Raw genomic sequence first — 16,251 nt, 5'->3', positions numbered from 1 at the left:
CAGCGTGTCGAACATCGACCAACCAGCAGCGGCACCACCGCATACGCCGGCGGGTGAGCAGTTCATCGAGATGCAGAACAGCCCTCAGTTCCAGGAACTGAAGGCGCGCCTGCGCAAGTTCATCTTCCCGATGACCGCGTTCTTCCTGATCTGGTACGCGATCTACGTGCTGCTCGGCGCCTTCGCGCATGACTTCATGGCGATCCAGGTGTGGGGCAACATCAACCTCGGTCTGATCCTCGGACTGCTGCAGTTCGTGACCACATTCGTCATCACCGGCCTGTACGTACGCTTCGCGAACCGCGAACTCGACCCGCGTGCCGAGGCCCTCCGCAACGAGATGGAAGGCGGCCCGTCACTGTGAACACCTCCGTCCACACCACCACGCTCGCCGCCACCGTCGGCAGCCCGGTCGCCAACATCGCGATCTTCGCCGCGTTCGTGGCGGTCACGATGTACATCGTCATCCGGGCCAGCAAGAACAACAACTCGGCCGCGGACTTCTTCACCGGCGGCCGCGGCTTCTCCGGCCCGCAGAACGGCATCGCCATCGCCGGTGACTACCTGTCGGCGGCCAGCTTCCTCGGCATCGCCGGCGCCATCGCGGTCTACGGCTATGACGGCTTCCTCTACTCCATCGGCTTCCTCGTCGCCTGGCTCGTCGCGCTGCTGCTCGTCGCCGAATTGCTGCGCAACACCGGCAAGTTCACGATGGCCGACGTCCTCAGCTTCCGCCTGAAGCAGCGACCGGTCCGTCTCGCGGCGGCCATCTCGACCCTCGCGGTCTCGCTGTTCTACCTCCTGGCCCAGATGGCCGGTGCCGGTGGCCTCGTCGCCCTGCTCCTCGACATCGAGGGTCGTGTCGGCCAGTCGATCGTGATCGCCGTCGTCGGCGCGCTGATGATCGTCTACGTGCTCATCGGCGGCATGAAGGGCACCACCTGGGTGCAGATCATCAAGGCGGTGCTGCTCATCAGCGGCGCGGCGATCATGACCTTCATCGTGCTCGCCAAGTTCGGCATGAACCTGTCGTCGATCCTCGGTGCCGCCCAGGACGCCATCAGCAGCTCGGGCAGCGAAAAGGTTGCCTCGCGTGACGTTCTCGCACCCGGCGCCCAGTACGGCGGTTCGCTCGAGTCCAAGATCAACTTCCTCTCGCTGGCCATCGCCCTGGTCCTCGGCACCGCGGGCCTGCCGCACGTGCTGATGCGCTTCTACACCGTGCCGACCGCGAAAGAGGCTCGTAAGTCGGTGGTCTGGGCGATTGCGCTCATCGGCGCCTTCTACCTGTTCACCCTGATCCTGGGTTACGGCGCGGCCGCGCTGGTCGGACCGGACAAGATCCTCGCCGCAGCAGGCGGACAGAATGCGGCGGCACCGCTGCTGGCGTTCGAGATCGGCGGTGTGGTGCTGCTCGGCATCATCTCGGCGGTGGCCTTCGCCACGATCCTCGCCGTCGTCGCCGGCCTGGCGATCACCGCGTCGGCATCGTTCGCCCACGACATCTACGCGTCGGTCATCAAGCGCAACAAGGTGAGTGAGGACGACCAGGTCCGCGTTTCGCGCTACACCGTCGTCGTGCTCGGCGTGCTCGGCATCGTGCTCGGCATCCTGGCCAACGGTCAGAACATCGCCTTCCTGGTGGCCCTGGCCTTCGCCATCGCCGCGGCGGCGAACCTGCCGACGATCGTGTACTCGCTCTACTGGAAGCGCTTCAACACCCGCGGCGCCCTGTGGAGCATGTACGGCGGCCTGATCTCCACGATCCTGCTGATCGTCTTCTCGCCGGCCGTGTCCGGCTCGTCGACCGCGATGATCCCCGGCGCCGACTTCGCCTGGTTCCCGCTGGCCAATCCGGGCATCGTGTCGATCCCGCTGGCCTTCGTCCTCGGCATCGTCGGCACCCTGACCTCGCCGAGCGACGTCGGGACCCCGGAACGCAACGCGGAGATGGAGGTTCGCTCCCTCACCGGAATCGGCGCGGAGAAGGCCGTGCAGCACTAGCCTTTTCGCACACCCACCCCTTTTCGGCAAACCCGTCACCCTGCGAGGTGGCGGGTTTGCCGATCAGTGGTGGGTTTGTCAGCGCGGGAATCGCCGGTCAGGCGTCCTGAATCCGCGCGAACGGCCGGGCGGCTTCGAGTTCGAACGCGAGCTCCAGCAGGGTGCGCTCGTCGCCGAGGTCGGCGGAGAACTGGATGCCGACGGGCAGCCCCGACTTCGACTGTCCCAGCGGCAGACTGATCGCCGGGGTACCCGACGTGTTGTTCGCGGGCGTGAACGCGACATAGCGCGTCAGACGGTCCATAGCCTCACCGAAATCGATACCCGGGTCGAGGTAGCCGATCTCCGGCGGGAGGTGCGCGAGGGTCGGCGACAAGATCACGTCGAATTGCTCGTGCAGCGATCGGAACGCTGCGGTGGAGCGTCGGAGACCGCGGATCGACGACGGCATGCGATAGAAGTGTCGCAAGGCGTTGCGCGACAGCCCACGGGTGAACGAGTCCAACTGCTTGCGATCGAAACCCTTGTCGTGCAGTCGCTTACCGGTGCGGTCCAGCGCGAAGGCCAGCAACGACCAGTAGTCGATGAACTGCCGGATGTAGACGCGGTCGACCGGCAGCGGCACCATCTCTGTTCGGTGGCCGAGCGACTCGACGAGCTCGGCGACATCGGTGACGCACCGTTGGGTGTCGCTGTCGAGCAGCTGCCCGGTGATCGGTTCGGTGATCAGCGCGATCCGCAGCCGCTTCTCCCCCGGCCCCTCCACCAGACCGACCGGCGGCAGGCCGGGGCCGGGCCGGAAACCCTGCGAGTCGTCGAGGAACCGTGCCGTGTCCCGCACCGATCGGCTCACGATCCCGTTGCACACCAGGTCGATCGGCGCATCCTCGGTCTGCTTCGCCGGCGCGGTACGGCCCCGGCTCGGCTTCAGCCCCACCAGACCACATGCGGCAGCGGGGATTCGGATCGATCCGCCACCGTCGTTGGCATGGGCGATCGGCAGTGCACCCGCCGCCACGAGCGCGGCGGAACCACCCGAGGAGCCGCCGGCGGAGAAGTCGGTGTCCCACGGATTGCGGGTCGGCTCCCGGTCGACGTATTCGGTCGTCGCGGTCAGCCCGAAGGCCGGCATGTTCGACGCCCCGACGAGGTTGACCCCGGTCGCCAGGAACTGGTTGGTGAACGCCTCGTTCGCCGACGCCGGGTTCGGCGCGACCGCAGCGGACCCGTGGCACGTGGGCAGCCCTGCGAAATCGGTGTTGTTCTTGATGATCGACGGCACCCCGACGAACGACCCGGCCGGAAAGTCGCTGTCGACGGCGCGCTTGCGAGCTCGCTCGCGGTCGTCGAAGGCGATCGCGTTCAGCTGCGGATTGACCGCGTCGATCCGGGCGAGAGCCGCTTCGACCGCCTCGGCGGCCGAGATCTCCCGGGCGGCGATGGCGTCGGCGATGCCGACGGCGTCGAGATCACCGAGTGCGTCGTCTGTGAACGCGTGAACCTTCTTCATGCCCGGACCCTATCGCCCTCCGGCGGACCCCGGGGCCGCTCCGAGCATCGCGACAACATCGTCGACCAGCTCGGCGACGTAGGCGTCGTCGACGGCGAGACCGAAGACCGCATGGTGGTAGAGCGGTGCGATCACGTGGTCGAGGAGCTGGCGCACCGACGGCGTCGCCTCGCCGCGCTCGGAGGCCCGCGCGATCATCTCCTCCGCCTGCTCGCGGCGGACCTCCCAGCACGGACACGCCTCGACGACGTCGTCGCGCGCTGCGACCATCGCACGCAGGTACGCCCGACGCTTCGGCCGGCCGACGTCGGCGGCGATCACGCTCGCCCACTCCGCGATGTCGTCGCGGAGCACACCCGTATCGGGCAACGGTTCGCCCTGCGTCAGTGCGGCGACCGCCACCTCCCCCAGGAGCGCGTCGATCGAGCCCCACCTGCGGTAGATGCTGGTCGGATTGACGCCGGCGAGGTCGGCGACCTCCGGGATGGTCATCGTGTCGCGCTGGCCCGCGCCGACCAGCTGCCCGACCGCGGCATAGACCGCCGACTGCACGCGCGCGCTCCTACCGCCTGGCCGCGTCGCGCGAGGTGCCATCGCTGCGTCCGCCCGCGACGCTGCATTTCCCATAGCCATGCGGCCATTATTGCAAATCCAATTGCTTTTGGAAGGCATCCGCGCCTATCGTCGTTTTAAATGCAAACGCATTTGCGTTAAGGAGACGACATGGCGCCACTACATCCCCACCGTGCGTTCTGGCTGATCGCGGCCACGTACGTGATGGTGCTCTTCGCCTCCGCCGCCCCGTCGCCGCTGTATCCGATCTACCAGGAGCTCTGGGGTTTCTCGTCGCTCACCCTGACCCTGGTCTTCGCCGTCTACGTGGTCACGATGTTGGTGAGCCTGCTGACGGTGGGGTCGCTGTCCGACCACATCGGCCGACGTCCCGTGCTCGCGGTCGCGCTCGTCCTGCTGATCGCCAGCATGGTGCTCTTCGTCGTGGCCCAGGACGTGGGTACGTTGCTCGCCGCCCGCGCGCTGCAGGGCCTCGCCACCGGCGCCGCCATGGGCACCCTCACCGCGACCACCGTCGACCTCCAGCCCACCGCACGACTCGGCTCGACGATCATCGGCGCCGCCCCGGCCTTCGGCCTCGCCACCGGCGTCGGCGTCGCCGGATTGCTCGTCGAGTACGCACCCGCGCCCCGAATCCTGGTCTACGAGGTCATCCTCGGCCTGTTCGCGGCGCTGCTCATCGCACTCCTCGTGGTCCCCGAGACCCGCGAGCGCGTGGCCTTCACCTCACGCCGGCACCTGGCCACGACCCTCGCACCCCAGGTTCGGGTGCCCCGCGAGGTCCGCCCCGTGTTCTTCGCGTCGGCCCCCACCCTGGTGGCCACCTGGTCCCTCGGCGGGCTGTACCTGTCGCTCGGTTCCTCCGTCGTCGCACGCGTCTTCGGGGTCACCAATCACGGCGAGGCCGGGCTCATCCTCTTCACCTTCTTCGCCAGCGCGACGGTCACCTCCTTGTTCATCACGGGACGGCCGGCGACGGTGAAACAGGCCTACGGCTACCCGACCCTCGCGATCGGCGTGCTGATCTCGCTGTCCGGCGTCATGACCGAGGTCCTGCCGCTCTACATCCTCGGCTCGCTCGTGGCCGGCTCCGGATGGGCGGCGACCTTCCTCAGCGCCATGGACAACATCACCGCCGCGACGCCTCCCGCCCAACGCGGACAGGTCTTCTCCTCGGTGTTCGTCGCCAGCTACCTCGCGTTCAGCGTGCCGGCGGTGATAGCCGGAATAGTCGTGTCCCACATCGGACTTCGCGCGACGGTCATCGGGTACGTCGGCTACGTCCTCGCCGTCGCACTGTTCGGCGCGGCACTCGCGGTCGTCATGCGGCGTACCGCGACCAGGGCCGAGGTGGCCGCCACTGCAACGGAAGACGCGCCGGAACCGATTGCGGTCGGCGAATCCTGAACGGACGCCGGGGTCAGCCCCGGTCCCGCAGCCCCACCATCCGGGTGGCCAGCTCCGCGTAGAACTTCCCCATCTCCTCGGGCGGGAGAGAGTTCTCGGCGCGGTACCAGCGCGCGACGTCGATGCCCATCGACAGCATCGCGTTGGTGGTGGCCTGGGAATCGGCGACGTCGAAGTCGCCGTTCTCGATTCCCGCATCGACGATCGCCCGCACCCGGCGGGTGATCTCCCGCCGCAACTCCATGACCGTCTCGAGGTGATCGGGCGCCAGCGACCCCAACTCGTAGTTCACGACGCGGGCGCGTACGTGCTCGCGCGCGTGGTGCTCGGTGAACGCGCCGACGACCGTTGCCAGGCGTTCGGCGGGCGCCACCGCCGGGTCGTCGACCTCGTCGATCATGCCCAGGATGATCCGGTGCCCCGCCTCGGAGAGCTCGAAGAGGAGCTCCTCCTTGGACCGGAAGTGCACGTAGACCGCCGCCGAACTCATCTGCGCGCCGTTGGCGATGTCCCGGGTCGTCGTGGCGTTGAAGCCCTTCGCCGCGAACGCCTCGGCAGCGGCCAGCAGCAACCGCTCCCGGGCCGCGACCGGTTGTATCCGGGTCGTCGGTTCGGTCGACGAGACCACGTTCACCCCCTCGTTCGCTCGGCGACCTCGCGCCTTCTCCAGCCGATTGACACCGCCCTTGATGCGCGGCATAGTGCAACTTATCACTAAGCAAGCGCTTAGTCAGCGGTCGGTCTTCCAGGTCTTCCCAGGCAGACGGTCCGTGATTGGTGTCGCCGAACACCCGGCAACCCCCGACAGGAGTAGAGAAGAACCCATGCACCTGAAGTTCAGTCCGGAGGAAGAGGCGTTCCGCGAGGAACTGCGCGGCATCTTCGCGAAGGTCCCCGAGGACCTCCGCAAGCGGAACGAAGAGGGCAGCCTCAACTACCCCGACGACATCGTCACGGCATCCCGCGTCCTCAACGAGCACGGCATCCTGACGCCGAGCTGGCCGATCGAGTGGGGCGGCAAGGACTGGACGCCGATCCAGCACCACATCTACCGCGAGGAGATGAGCCTGGCGTTCGTCCCCGACCCGCTGCCGTTCAACGTCAGCATGATCGGTCCGGTCATCGCCCAGTTCGGGTCGCAGGAGATGAAGGAGAAGTTCCTGCCCAAGACCGCCAACCTCGACATCTGGTGGTGCCAGGGCTTCTCCGAGCCCGAGGCCGGCTCCGACCTCGCCTCGCTCAAGACCCGCGCGGTCCTCGACGGTGACCACTACGTCATCAACGGCCAGAAGACCTGGACCACGCTGGGCCAGTACGCCGACTGGATCTTCCTGCTCGCCCGCACCAACCCGGACGTCAAGAAGCAGGCCGGCATCAGCATGTTCCTGATCCCGATGGACACCCCGGGCATCGAGCTGCGCCCGATCCAGCTCATCGACGGCAGCTACGAGGTCAACGAGGTCTTCTTCAACGACGTCCGCGTGCCCGTCGAGAACATGGTCGGCGAGGAGAACAGCGGCTGGACGCAGGCCAAGTTCCTGCTCGGCAACGAGCGCAACGGCATCGCCCGCGTCGGCTACACCAAGTCGAAGCTGGCGCGCGCCAAGGAGCTCGCCAAGGAGACCCGGACCGCCAACGGCACCCTGCTCGACGATCCGCTGTTCGCCACCCGCCTGGCCGAACTGGAGAACGAGCTGCTCGCCCTGGAGATCACCCAGCTGCGCGTCGCCGCGTCGTCGGCCGACGGCAAGCCCAACCCGGCGTCGTCGTTGCTGAAGCTCAAGGGAAGCCAGCTGCAGCAGGCCGCGATGGAACTCATCGCCGACATCGCCGGACCGGACTCGCTCCCGGTCGCCGAGGTCGACGTCGACGCCGCGAACGGCAGCGCAGCGGTCACCGCTCCCGAGTGGGCCCAGCTCGCCGCCCCGACCTACCTGAACTACCGCAAGGTCTCGATCTACGGCGGTTCCTCCGAGGTCCAGCGCCAGATCATCGACAAGGCGGTCCTCGGTCTCTGACCGCCGACCCCTCTGACCTCACTTCGACTTCACAGACCAAGGACAACAATGGATTTCGAGCTTTCCGAAGAACAGGGGATGTTGCGCGACACCGTGCGCGAGGTCCTCACCAAGACCTACGACGTGGAGACCCTCCGCAAGGTGACCGACACCGATCTCGGTTGGAGCGAGAAGGTGTGGAAGTCGCTCGCGGAGATCGGCATCCTCGGCCTGACCTTCCCCGAGTCCGAGGGCGGCATGGACGCCGGACCGGTCGAGTTCACCAGCGTGATGACCGAACTCGGTCGCGCCCTGGCCCCCGAGCCGTACCTGGACTCGGTGCTCGTCCCCGGCTCGCTGCTCGACGCCGCCGACGACGCGACCCGCGCCGAGCTGCGCGGCGGCCTCGCCTCCGGTGAGCTGCTGATGGCCTTCGCCCACAACGAGCCCGGCGACCGCTGGCCGGTGGCCGCGGTGTCCACCACCGCCACTGCCGAGGGCGTGCTCAACGGCACCAAGACCCTTGTCGGACACGGCGATTCCGCACACAAGCTGATCGTCTCGGCACGTGTCGGCGACGAGGTGGGCCTGTTCCTCATCGACGCCGACGCCGAGGGCGTCACCCGCACCGCGTACCGCACGCACGATCGTCGACGCGGCGCCGAGTTCACGTTCAACGACGCCCAGGCCACCCGCCTCGGCAGCGGTGACGCGTCGGAGCTCATCGCCAACGCGGAGATCGGCATCCAGACCGCACTGTGCGCCGAAGCCCTCGGCGCCATGGAGCGCAGCCTCGAGCTGACCGTCGAATACCTCAAGTCGCGCAAGCAGTTCGGTGTTCCGCTGGCCACCTTCCAGGCGCTCACCCACCGCGCCGCGGACATGTACGTCCAGCTCGAGCTCGCCCGGAGCCTGGTGCTGTACGCGACGACCGCCCTCGCCGACGGTATCGCCGACGCGGCCATCGCGTCGCGGGTGAAGCTGCAGACCGTTCGCTCGGCACGCCTCATCGGCCAGGAGGCCATCCAGATGCACGGCGGCATCGGCATGACCGCCGAGTACCCGATCGCGCACTACGTGAGTCGCCTGACCGCGATCAGCCACACCCTCGGCGACGCGGACGCCCACGTCACCAAGCTGTCGAAGGACCTGGCGTCCTACGACATGCTCAGCGTCGGCTGACACTTCTTCTCCCTCCCTGAGGTGCGCTTCGGCTCGCACCTCAGGGAGCAAAGAGGTACCGCCACGGATCCCGGCACCTCCCACCCCGCACGCCGGCCCACCGATACTGTTTCCTCAGCACAGCTCGGTGAGGAGAGAGGGACTCGGATGGATTTGCTGCGTGACAATCTGGCCGCTGGGGCGTCGTTCAGCCTCGTCGGGATCACCCTGCTCGTCGTCGGGTTCGTGGCGCTCGACGTGGTGACCCCCGGCCGGCTTCGGCAGCTGGTGTGGGTCGACCACAACCGCAACGCCGTCATCCTCGCCACCTCGATGGTCATCGGACTGTCGATCGTGCTGGTCTGCTCGGTCATCGACACCGAACTCCTCGAACTGTGGCGCGCGCTGCTCTACACCGTCGCCTACGTGGTCCTGACGATCGCGGTGATGATGTGGTCGTTCGTGCTCATCGACTGGCTGACCCCGGGCAAGCTGGGGACGCTGCTGCTGGAGAACGACGAGCACCCCGCCGGCTGGATCACCGCCGCGGTCTTCGTCGGCATCGGTGCCGTCATCGGCATGACCCTGCTGGTCTGAGCGGTTTCCGGCGCGACCACCAGGCTTATTGACGGTCCGCCAGCAACCTATTGACGGTGCGCCAACAAGCCCATACTGTTGGCGACCATGACCGCATCACTCATCGAAGAGTCCATCGACATCGACGCATCTGCCGAGCAGGTGTGGTCGGTGATCTCCGATCTCCAGCGCATGGGCGAGTGGAGCCCGCAGTGCAAGAAGATGATCATCCGCGGCGGCACCGTCGGGTTGGGGACCAAGACCATCAACATCAACCGCCGCGGCCCGTTGGTGTGGCCGACCACCTCCAAGGTCGTGCGTTTCACACCCAACCAGGAGATCGCCTTCCGCGTGGCCGAGAACCACACCGTGTGGAGCTACGCCATCACCCCGAACGGTTCGGGCGTGACCGTGACCGAGCGCCGCGAGGTGAACGGCTCCACCACCAAGGTGTCGTCGTTGCTCGTCGACAAGCTGTTCGGCGGCGCCGATTCCTTCGAGGCCGAACTCCAGCTGGGCATGGCCGAGACCCTCGGCAAGATCAAGCGCGCGGCCGAGAGCCAGCTCGACCGCGTCTGAAACCCCGTGATACCCGTCAGGTTCCGCTGATCTTGTCGATCAGTTCGGGGAGGTCGGCCACCGAGTCGATGACGTGGTCCGGGAAGGGCCCGAACTCGTCACGCGCGAGGGCATCGAGCGCCTCCTCGCGGAACTTGCCGGTGCGCACCAGCACACCGATCAGCGCCGACGCCTGTGCACCCAGGACGTCGTTGTGCATGTCGTCGCCGACCATCACCACCTGGTTGGGCTCGAGCCCCAACATGTCGGTGGCGGCGCGGAATCCGAGCGGCGAGGGTTTGCCGATCGCCTTGATCTTCTTGCCCGACGCCTTCTCGAGGCCCTCGAGATAGACGCCCGTGTCGATCGACAGCCCGTCGGCCGTCGACCACGTCATCGACCGGTGCATGGCGATCACCGGCACTCCGTCGAGCAGCATCTCGAGGACCTTCGACAGCGCGTCGTGGGTGAACACGGGACCTGCCCCACCCAGAACCACGACCTCGGCATCCGCCGGGTCGTCGGTCAGTTCGACCCCGGTCATGTCCTCGGCGATCGGGCCCTGGTTGAGAACCCAGACCCGTTTGCCCGGGAAGGTCGACCCCACGTATTCGGCGGTCAGCTTCGCGGCCGTCAGGATCTCGTCGGCATCGACGAAGAAGCCGCAGTCGTTCAACAGCTCCGCGATCTCGTTGCGCGAGCGCGAGGTGGTGTTGGTGAGGAACATCCGCGGGATCTTGCGGTCGGCGAGGCGGGAGACGGCCTCCACCGCGCCGGGCAGAGCCTTCCACGAGGTGACCATCACCCCGTCGATGTCGAGAAGCAGACCCAATGCCATGGGCACGAATGTAGTCCGCGGTCCCCGGCGACGCAGTGCAGGCATCCCTCGAACCGGGTACCCCGACGAGACGCGTCCGCTCACCTGGCATCCTGAGGCGCATGCGTACCGTCGCAGAGCATCAGGCCGTCGTCTCCGCATTGTTCGGCCCACCCGTTCCCGTCCGGCTGTCCCTGCCGGAGGCGTTGGGCAGGGCCACGTTCGCCGACGTCGACGCGCCGCTCTCGTTGCCCGGCTTCGACAACTCGGCGATGGACGGATTCGCCGTCCTCGCCGACGATCTCGCGGACGCCTCCCCCGACTCCCCCGTCACGCTGCCCGTCGCCGCGGACATCCCGGCGGGACGCACCGACGCTCTCGCACTGACCCCCGGCACCGCGCATCGCATCATGACCGGTGCCCCGCTGCCGGCCGGCGCCGACGCCGTCGTCCCGGTGGAGCTGACCGACGCGGCGGTCGGCCCGGTCGCGGCCGCGGAGACGGTCACGTTCACGGCACCGGTCGAGTCCGGAAAACACATCCGGCGTGCGGGTTCCGACATCGGGCAGGGCGTCCGTGCCCTGCCCGCCGGGACCGTCATCGGGGCGCCGCAGATCGGTCTGCTGGCCGCGCTCGGGATCGCCGAGGTCACCGTCGCCCGGCCGTTGCGCGTCGTGGTCCTGTCCACCGGCTCCGAGCTCGTCGAACCCGGAAAACCGTTGCAGCACGGCCAGATCTACGAGTCGAACGGAGCGATGCTCACCGCCGCCGCCATCGAGGCCGGCGCGATCGGCCGGCATGTGCACTTCGTCCCGGACGACACCGGCGACTTCCTCGACCGGCTCGACCAGGTCGCCGGCGAGGCCGACCTGATCATCACGTCCGGGGGTGTCAGCGCGGGCGCCTTCGAGGTCGTGAAGGACGCGCTGTCGGCCACCGGGTCCGTCGAGTTCGTGAAGGTCGCGATGCAACCCGGTATGCCGCAGGGCTGCGGTCACCACACCGCGTCCGACCGGCCCGACGGAACGCCCGGGCCCACCGTGCCGATCATCACACTCCCGGGCAACCCGGTCAGTGCCCTGGTGTCCTTCGAAGTCTTCATCCGGCCCGCACTCCGCGCCGCGATGGGGTTGCCACCGCAACGACGTCGGGTGACCGCCCGGCTGGGCGCCGACATCCGCTCACCGCAGGGCAAGCGGCAGTTCCTCCGCGGAGTCCTCCGGACCGACGAGGACGGATCGGGCGTCGTCGTCGACCCGATCGGCCCGCCCGGCTCCCATCACCTCCGCTTTCTCGCCGAGGCGGACGCACTGATCGACGTGCCCACCGAGACCGACGGTCTGGCCGTGGGAACTCCGGTCGACGTGCTCGTTCTGCGCTGAGCTCTAAGCTGGACCGAAGTCGTACCCGACCCGTGGTGCGCAAGGTTTCATCGAACGGCCCGCATCGGGCACAACAGGAGGTAGATCGTGGCCAGACGTCCGCGTCCGGACGAGGGCAACACCGGCCGTGTCGCCCATTTCCTAGACCTGGCCCGTGAGACCATCCCGCCGATCCATCCGGCCGGTATCCCGTTCGTCGCCGCCCCCGCGGCGGTCGCGTTCCTCGGACGCCGCCACCGCTGGATCGCGCGGCCCGCAGCACTGACCGCCGGCGCCTGTGCCGCGTTCTTCCGGCACCCGAGCCGTGTCCCACCGACCGAGCCGGGCGTGGTCGTCGCACCCGCCGACGGCACGATCGCACTCGTCGACGAGGCCGTCCCACCGGCGGAGGCGGGTCTGGGCAGCGATCCGCTGCCCCGTGTCTCGACCTTCCTGTCGATCTTCGACGTGCACGTCCAGCGTGTGCCCATCGCCGGTACGGTCACCGCGGTGACGCACACCCCGGGCGCGTTCTTGTCCGCGGACCTCCCCGAGGCCAGCCGTGACAACGAACGCACCACCATGACCATCCGTACGACGAGAAGAAGCGGAGGGGCGACCGGCGGCGGCGCCGGACCCGACCTCGCGGTCGTGCAGATCGCCGGGCTCATCGCGCGCCGGATCGTCTGCGACCCGAAGGTCGGCGACACCCTGCGGCTCGGCGACACCTACGGACTGATCCGCTTCGGTTCCCGGGTCGACGTCTACTTCCCCAAGGGCACCACACCCCGCGTCTCGGTGGGTCAGCGCGCCGTCGGCGGCGAGACCCCCTTCGCCTACCTCGACCTCTGATCCGGCCCGTGAACCCCCAGGCTGCGAATTCATCCGACGGTCCCGCCGGACGCCGGGCCGGTGACCCCGGTCTCCGCCGGCCGTCCCGCTCCTCCAAGACCCGCGTCCCCACCGCGCGGTCAGCACGACGCCAGGCGCAGGCCCATGGCCCCGCACCGTCCAAGCCACGTGAACCCGAACGTCGCCGGCTCAGCAAGCAGGCGCAGGCGGGACGCATCATCATCCCGTCGTCGCTCACGATCCTCGCGATCTGCGCGGGACTGACGGCGATGCGCGCGGCCACCACCGGCGACATCGACGTCGCCATGGGTCTCCTCGTCGCCGCCGCGTTCCTCGACGGCATCGACGGACGGGTGGCCCGGCTGATGGGCGCGACGAGCCGTATCGGCGCCGAGATCGACTCCCTGGCCGACGCGATCAACTTCGGCGTGGTGCCGGCGATGATCGTCTACTTCTTCCTGCTCGACGGCCAGGATCTCGGCTGGGCGCTGGCGCTGATCTACTGCTGCGCGATCGTGTTGCGCCTCGCCCGGTTCAACACCCTGCTCGACGACGACGAGGCACCCGGGTACACGAGGGACTTCTTCGTCGGCGTCCCGGCACCGGCGGCCGCCATCTGCGCGCTGCTGCCGATCGGTCTGGCCCAGCAGTTCGGCGAGGGCTGGTGGACATCGGTGCCCGCCGTGGGCGGATGGCTGGTCCTGGTCGCGTTCCTGGCCGTCAGCCGCGTTCCCACGGCGTCCCTGAAGACCGCGTCGATCCCGCCGCGCGCGGTCGCCGGTCTGCTCGTCCTCGTCGCGGTCGGTGCCGCTCTCCTGCTGACCTACCCCTACCTGCTGATGATGATCGGCATCGCCGCCTACGCGATCCACATCCCGTTCGCGTGGCGTTCGCGTCGGTGGGTCGCCTCGCGGCCGGAGCACTGGGACGACAAGCCCGCCGAGCGCCGTGCGCAGCGGAAGGCGTCGAAGACCGCGCCGGGTGGCCGTCGACGACGCCCCGTCCTGAAGTCGCAGCGCAGGCTGGGCCTCAACCGTCCCACCGGTGCGCCGGTCGCCGTGCAGAGCTCCGAACCGGTTGCCGATCAGAACGGAAGCGAGACCGAATGAGCTCACGGGTGTCCCTGACCCTGACCGCCCGACTCAACACCTCCGCGGCCGAGGCACGCCGCGGCATCATCCGGGTGCACCCCGAGGTGCTGACCGCGTTGTCGCTGCGGGAGTGGGATGCCGTGTCGATCACCGGCGCCCGCGTGACCGCCGCGGTGGTCGCGGCGACCGATGCGTCGGCGCCGACCGGGACCGTCCTGCTCGACGAGATCCTCTTCTCCAACGCCGGGGTCAAGGAGAACGCCCCGGTCGTGCTGGCCCCGGTGGTCGTGCACGGCGCGAGCCGGGTCGTCGTGAACGGCTCGGTGCTGGCCACCCAGTCGATCACCGAGTCCACGCTCCGGCGCGCGCTGCTCGGCAAGGTGCTCTCGGTCGGTGACGCGGTGTCGCTGCTGCCCCGCGACCTCGGGCCCGAACTCGCCGCGACCGAGGCGACGCGCGCCCTGGCCCGGTCCGTCGGCATCACCTGGACCACCGAACTGCTCACCGTCACGGGTACCGATCCGGGCTCCCCCGTCAGCGTGCAGACCAACACCGCGGTGCTGTGGTCGACGACCGCAGGCGAGGTGCCCCCGCTCGGCGACCGCGCCGGTCTCGGTTCGCCGCGGATTCCGGGTGCGCTCGGCATCGTGCCCGACACCCCGGTCAACGCACCGCCGACGATCCCGGCTCCCGTCGGCAGCGTCCCGGTCGAGGAGCCCGACGTCCCGGTCCGGCCGGTGTCCGAGCTGGTCGGCGTCGACTCGCAGATCACCAAGCTCACCGAATGGCTGGCGATCACGCTCGACGAGCCCGACGTCCTGCGCACCCTGGGCGCCGCGCCTCGTCTCGGCGTCCTGGTGACCGGGCCGGCCGGTGGCGGCAAGGCGACGCTGGTCCGATCGGTCTGCGCGAAGCGCACCCTCGTCACCGTCGACGGCCCGACGACCGGCGCCACCGAACCCAACACCCGCCTGCGCACGGTCACCGACGCGGTGGCCCGCGCCCGCGCCACCGGCGGGGTCCTGCTCATCACCGACATCGACGCCCTCCTGCCATCCGAGCCGGAGCCGGTCGCCACCCTTGTCCTCGACGAGCTGCGCTCGGGCATCTCCGATGGCCGTATCGCGCTCGTCGCGACCACCGCCGAACCCGTTCGCCTCGACTCGCGCCTACGCGACCCGTCGCTGTGCGACCGCGAACTGATCATCGGACTGCCCGACGCCGCCACCCGCGGACGGCTGTTGGCGGCGATCCTGTCGACGGTTCCCACCGAGGGCGACCTCGACCTCGAGTCGGTGGCCGCACGCACCCCGGGTTTCGTCGCCGGCGACCTCGCCGCGCTCACCCGCGAGGCCGCGCTGCGCGCCGCGACCCGCGCCAGCAGCAGCAAATCCGAACCCGCACTCCGCACCGAGGATCTCGTGGGCGCGCTCGACGTGATCCGGCCGGTGTCCCGGTCGGATTCCCCCGAGGTGGCACTCGGTTCGATCACGCTCGCCGATGTCGGCGACATGGTCGAGACCAAACAGGCGCTGACCGAGGCGGTCCTGTGGCCGCTGCAGCATCCCGACACCTTCGCCCGGCTCGGCGTCGACCCGCCCCGCGGTGTGCTGCTCTTCGGCCCGCCAGGATGCGGCAAGACCTTCGTCGTCCGCGCGCTCGCCGCATCCGGCCAGTTGTCGGTGCACACCGTCAAAGGTGCTGAGCTGATGGACAAATGGGTCGGCTCGTCGGAGAAGGCGGTCCGTGACCTGTTCGCCCGCGCCCGCGAGTCGGCGCCGTCGCTGATCTTCCTCGACGAGGTCGACGCGCTCGCACCTCGTCGAGGGCAATCCACCGATTCCGGGGTCGCCGACCGTGTGGTCGCGTCGCTTCTCACCGAACTCGACGGCGTCGAACCGCTGCAGGACGTGGTCGTACTCGGCGCGACCAACCGCCCCGACCTCATCGACCCGGCGCTGCTGCGACCCGGCCGCCTAGAACGCCTGGTCTTCGTGCCGCCGCCGGATGCCGCAGCCCGCGGGGACATCTTGCGCACCAGCGGCCGCGACGTCCCGCTCGACGACATCGACCTCGACGAACTCGCCGCCGACCTCGAGGGCTACTCCGCCGCCGACTGCTCGGCGCTGCTCCGCGAGGCCGCACTGTCGGCGATGCGACGCGACATCAACGCCGCGGTGGTCACCGCCGACGACGTGACCGAGGCCAGGAGCCGGGTCCGTCCGTCGCTCGACCCCGACCAGGTGGAGAACCTGCGGGCGTATGCCGAGCGCCGGTTGGAGTGAGGGTTCGCACGGCCGTTCTCGTCCTGTCCGCGAAGGCGAGACAACCAAAGGGGTGACTG

Annotated in this window: 15 protein-coding genes; 11 read left to right on the top strand and 4 right to left on the bottom strand. The window is 68.8% G+C overall.

The window, feature by feature from the left end; all coding sequences use genetic code 11:
- Window positions 1-4 precede the first annotated feature (4 nt).
- A complete protein-coding gene (locus PWF70_RS03020; RefSeq protein ID WP_035754919.1) occupies window positions 5-364 on the top strand; it encodes a DUF485 domain-containing protein in 360 nt (119 codons plus the stop codon).
- A complete protein-coding gene (locus PWF70_RS03015; RefSeq protein WP_006358082.1) occupies window positions 361-2,004 on the top strand; it encodes a monocarboxylic acid transporter in 1,644 nt (547 codons plus the stop codon). Before PWF70_RS03020 ends, PWF70_RS03015 begins: the two co-directional genes overlap by 4 nt.
- Window positions 2,005-2,101: 97 nt before the next feature.
- On the opposite strand, the gene PWF70_RS03010 is transcribed toward PWF70_RS03015, so the two are convergent.
- Together PWF70_RS03010 and PWF70_RS03005 are read right to left on the bottom strand one after the other, a co-directional pair.
- On the bottom strand, window positions 2,102-3,514 hold the full coding sequence (locus PWF70_RS03010; protein ID WP_035754921.1) for an amidase: 1,413 nt from the start codon (window positions 3,512-3,514) through the stop codon (window positions 2,102-2,104).
- Between the two features lie 9 nt (window positions 3,515-3,523).
- Window positions 3,524-4,147 carry a TetR/AcrR family transcriptional regulator gene (locus PWF70_RS03005; RefSeq protein ID WP_035754924.1) on the bottom strand — a complete coding sequence of 208 codons (624 nt, stop codon included), beginning with the start codon at window positions 4,145-4,147 and terminating at the stop codon, window positions 3,524-3,526.
- Window positions 4,148-4,237: 90 nt separating this feature from the next.
- On the opposite strand from PWF70_RS03005, the gene PWF70_RS03000 reads away from it, so the two are divergent.
- Window positions 4,238-5,494, top strand: a complete 1,257-nt coding sequence (locus PWF70_RS03000) for an MFS transporter (protein WP_006358085.1) — start codon at window positions 4,238-4,240, stop codon at window positions 5,492-5,494.
- Between the two features lie 13 nt (window positions 5,495-5,507).
- Here PWF70_RS03000 and PWF70_RS02995 read toward each other — a convergent pair whose 3' ends face one another.
- The gene (locus PWF70_RS02995) at window positions 5,508-6,194 is read right to left on the bottom strand and encodes a TetR/AcrR family transcriptional regulator (protein WP_006358086.1); all 687 of its coding nucleotides are present in this window, start codon (window positions 6,192-6,194) and stop codon (window positions 5,508-5,510) included.
- Window positions 6,195-6,318: 124 nt separating this feature from the next.
- On the opposite strand from PWF70_RS02995, the gene PWF70_RS02990 reads away from it, so the two are divergent.
- From PWF70_RS02990 to PWF70_RS02975, 4 genes are all read left to right on the top strand, one after another.
- Window positions 6,319-7,512 (top strand): acyl-CoA dehydrogenase family protein, encoded by a 1,194-nt coding sequence (locus PWF70_RS02990; RefSeq protein WP_006358087.1) that lies wholly within the window; start codon window positions 6,319-6,321, stop codon window positions 7,510-7,512.
- A 48-nt stretch (window positions 7,513-7,560) separates the two neighbouring features.
- The gene (locus tag PWF70_RS02985) at window positions 7,561-8,673 is read left to right on the top strand and encodes an acyl-CoA dehydrogenase family protein (protein ID WP_006358088.1); all 1,113 of its coding nucleotides are present in this window, start codon (window positions 7,561-7,563) and stop codon (window positions 8,671-8,673) included.
- Between the two features lie 147 nt (window positions 8,674-8,820).
- A complete protein-coding gene (locus PWF70_RS02980) occupies window positions 8,821-9,249 on the top strand; it encodes a DUF350 domain-containing protein (RefSeq protein WP_006358089.1) in 429 nt (142 codons plus the stop codon).
- Window positions 9,250-9,336: 87 nt separating this feature from the next.
- On the top strand, window positions 9,337-9,807 hold the full coding sequence (locus PWF70_RS02975; protein ID WP_005199097.1) for an SRPBCC family protein: 471 nt from the start codon (window positions 9,337-9,339) through the stop codon (window positions 9,805-9,807).
- Window positions 9,808-9,823: 16 nt separating this feature from the next.
- On the opposite strand, the gene PWF70_RS02970 is transcribed toward PWF70_RS02975, so the two are convergent.
- On the bottom strand, window positions 9,824-10,624 hold the full coding sequence (locus PWF70_RS02970) for an HAD-IIA family hydrolase (protein ID WP_005199098.1): 801 nt from the start codon (window positions 10,622-10,624) through the stop codon (window positions 9,824-9,826).
- Between the two features lie 101 nt (window positions 10,625-10,725).
- Here PWF70_RS02970 and moeA point away from each other — a divergent pair, with 101 nt between their 5' ends.
- The 4 genes from moeA (at window position 10,726) to PWF70_RS02950 (ending at window position 16,192) form a co-directional block, all read left to right on the top strand.
- Complete coding sequence (moeA, locus tag PWF70_RS02965) at window positions 10,726-11,985, top strand: molybdopterin molybdotransferase MoeA (protein WP_006358090.1); 1,260 nt, start codon at window positions 10,726-10,728, stop codon at window positions 11,983-11,985.
- Between the two features lie 87 nt (window positions 11,986-12,072).
- Window positions 12,073-12,816 (top strand): phosphatidylserine decarboxylase, encoded by a 744-nt coding sequence (locus tag PWF70_RS02960; protein WP_006358091.1) that lies wholly within the window; start codon window positions 12,073-12,075, stop codon window positions 12,814-12,816.
- 8 nt (window positions 12,817-12,824) lie between these two features.
- The gene (locus PWF70_RS02955) at window positions 12,825-13,925 is read left to right on the top strand and encodes a CDP-alcohol phosphatidyltransferase family protein (protein ID WP_006358092.1); all 1,101 of its coding nucleotides are present in this window, start codon (window positions 12,825-12,827) and stop codon (window positions 13,923-13,925) included.
- On the top strand, window positions 13,922-16,192 hold the full coding sequence (locus PWF70_RS02950; RefSeq protein WP_035754930.1) for an AAA family ATPase: 2,271 nt from the start codon (window positions 13,922-13,924) through the stop codon (window positions 16,190-16,192). Before PWF70_RS02955 ends, PWF70_RS02950 begins: the two co-directional genes overlap by 4 nt.
- The last annotated feature ends 59 nt before the right edge of the window (window positions 16,193-16,251 follow it).

Source organism: Gordonia sp. Swx-4 (assembly GCF_030316175.1).
Lineage (GTDB): Bacteria > Actinomycetota > Actinomycetes > Mycobacteriales > Mycobacteriaceae > Gordonia > Gordonia alkanivorans.
This window is presented reverse-complemented; position numbering and strand designations above follow the sequence as displayed.

Bases quoted from the DNA above. Each gene is read 5' to 3' on its own strand.
- PWF70_RS03010 (WP_035754921.1), bottom strand. From the start codon at position 3,514: ATGAAGAAGGTTCACGCGTTCACAGACGACGCACTCGGTGATCTCGAC.
- PWF70_RS03005 (WP_035754924.1), bottom strand. From the start codon at position 4,147: ATGGCTATGGGAAATGCAGCGTCGCGGGCGGACGCAGCGATGGCACCT.
- PWF70_RS03000 (WP_006358085.1), top strand. From the start codon at position 4,238: ATGGCGCCACTACATCCCCACCGTGCGTTCTGGCTGATCGCGGCCACG.
- PWF70_RS02995 (WP_006358086.1), bottom strand. From the start codon at position 6,194: ATGCCGCGCATCAAGGGCGGTGTCAATCGGCTGGAGAAGGCGCGAGGT.
- PWF70_RS02990 (WP_006358087.1), top strand. From the start codon at position 6,319: ATGCACCTGAAGTTCAGTCCGGAGGAAGAGGCGTTCCGCGAGGAACTG.
- PWF70_RS02985 (WP_006358088.1), top strand. From the start codon at position 7,561: ATGGATTTCGAGCTTTCCGAAGAACAGGGGATGTTGCGCGACACCGTG.
- PWF70_RS02980 (WP_006358089.1), top strand. From the start codon at position 8,821: ATGGATTTGCTGCGTGACAATCTGGCCGCTGGGGCGTCGTTCAGCCTC.
- PWF70_RS02975 (WP_005199097.1), top strand. From the start codon at position 9,337: ATGACCGCATCACTCATCGAAGAGTCCATCGACATCGACGCATCTGCC.
- PWF70_RS02970 (WP_005199098.1), bottom strand. From the start codon at position 10,624: ATGGCATTGGGTCTGCTTCTCGACATCGACGGGGTGATGGTCACCTCG.
- moeA (WP_006358090.1), top strand. From the start codon at position 10,726: ATGCGTACCGTCGCAGAGCATCAGGCCGTCGTCTCCGCATTGTTCGGC.
- PWF70_RS02950 (WP_035754930.1), top strand. From the start codon at position 13,922: ATGAGCTCACGGGTGTCCCTGACCCTGACCGCCCGACTCAACACCTCC.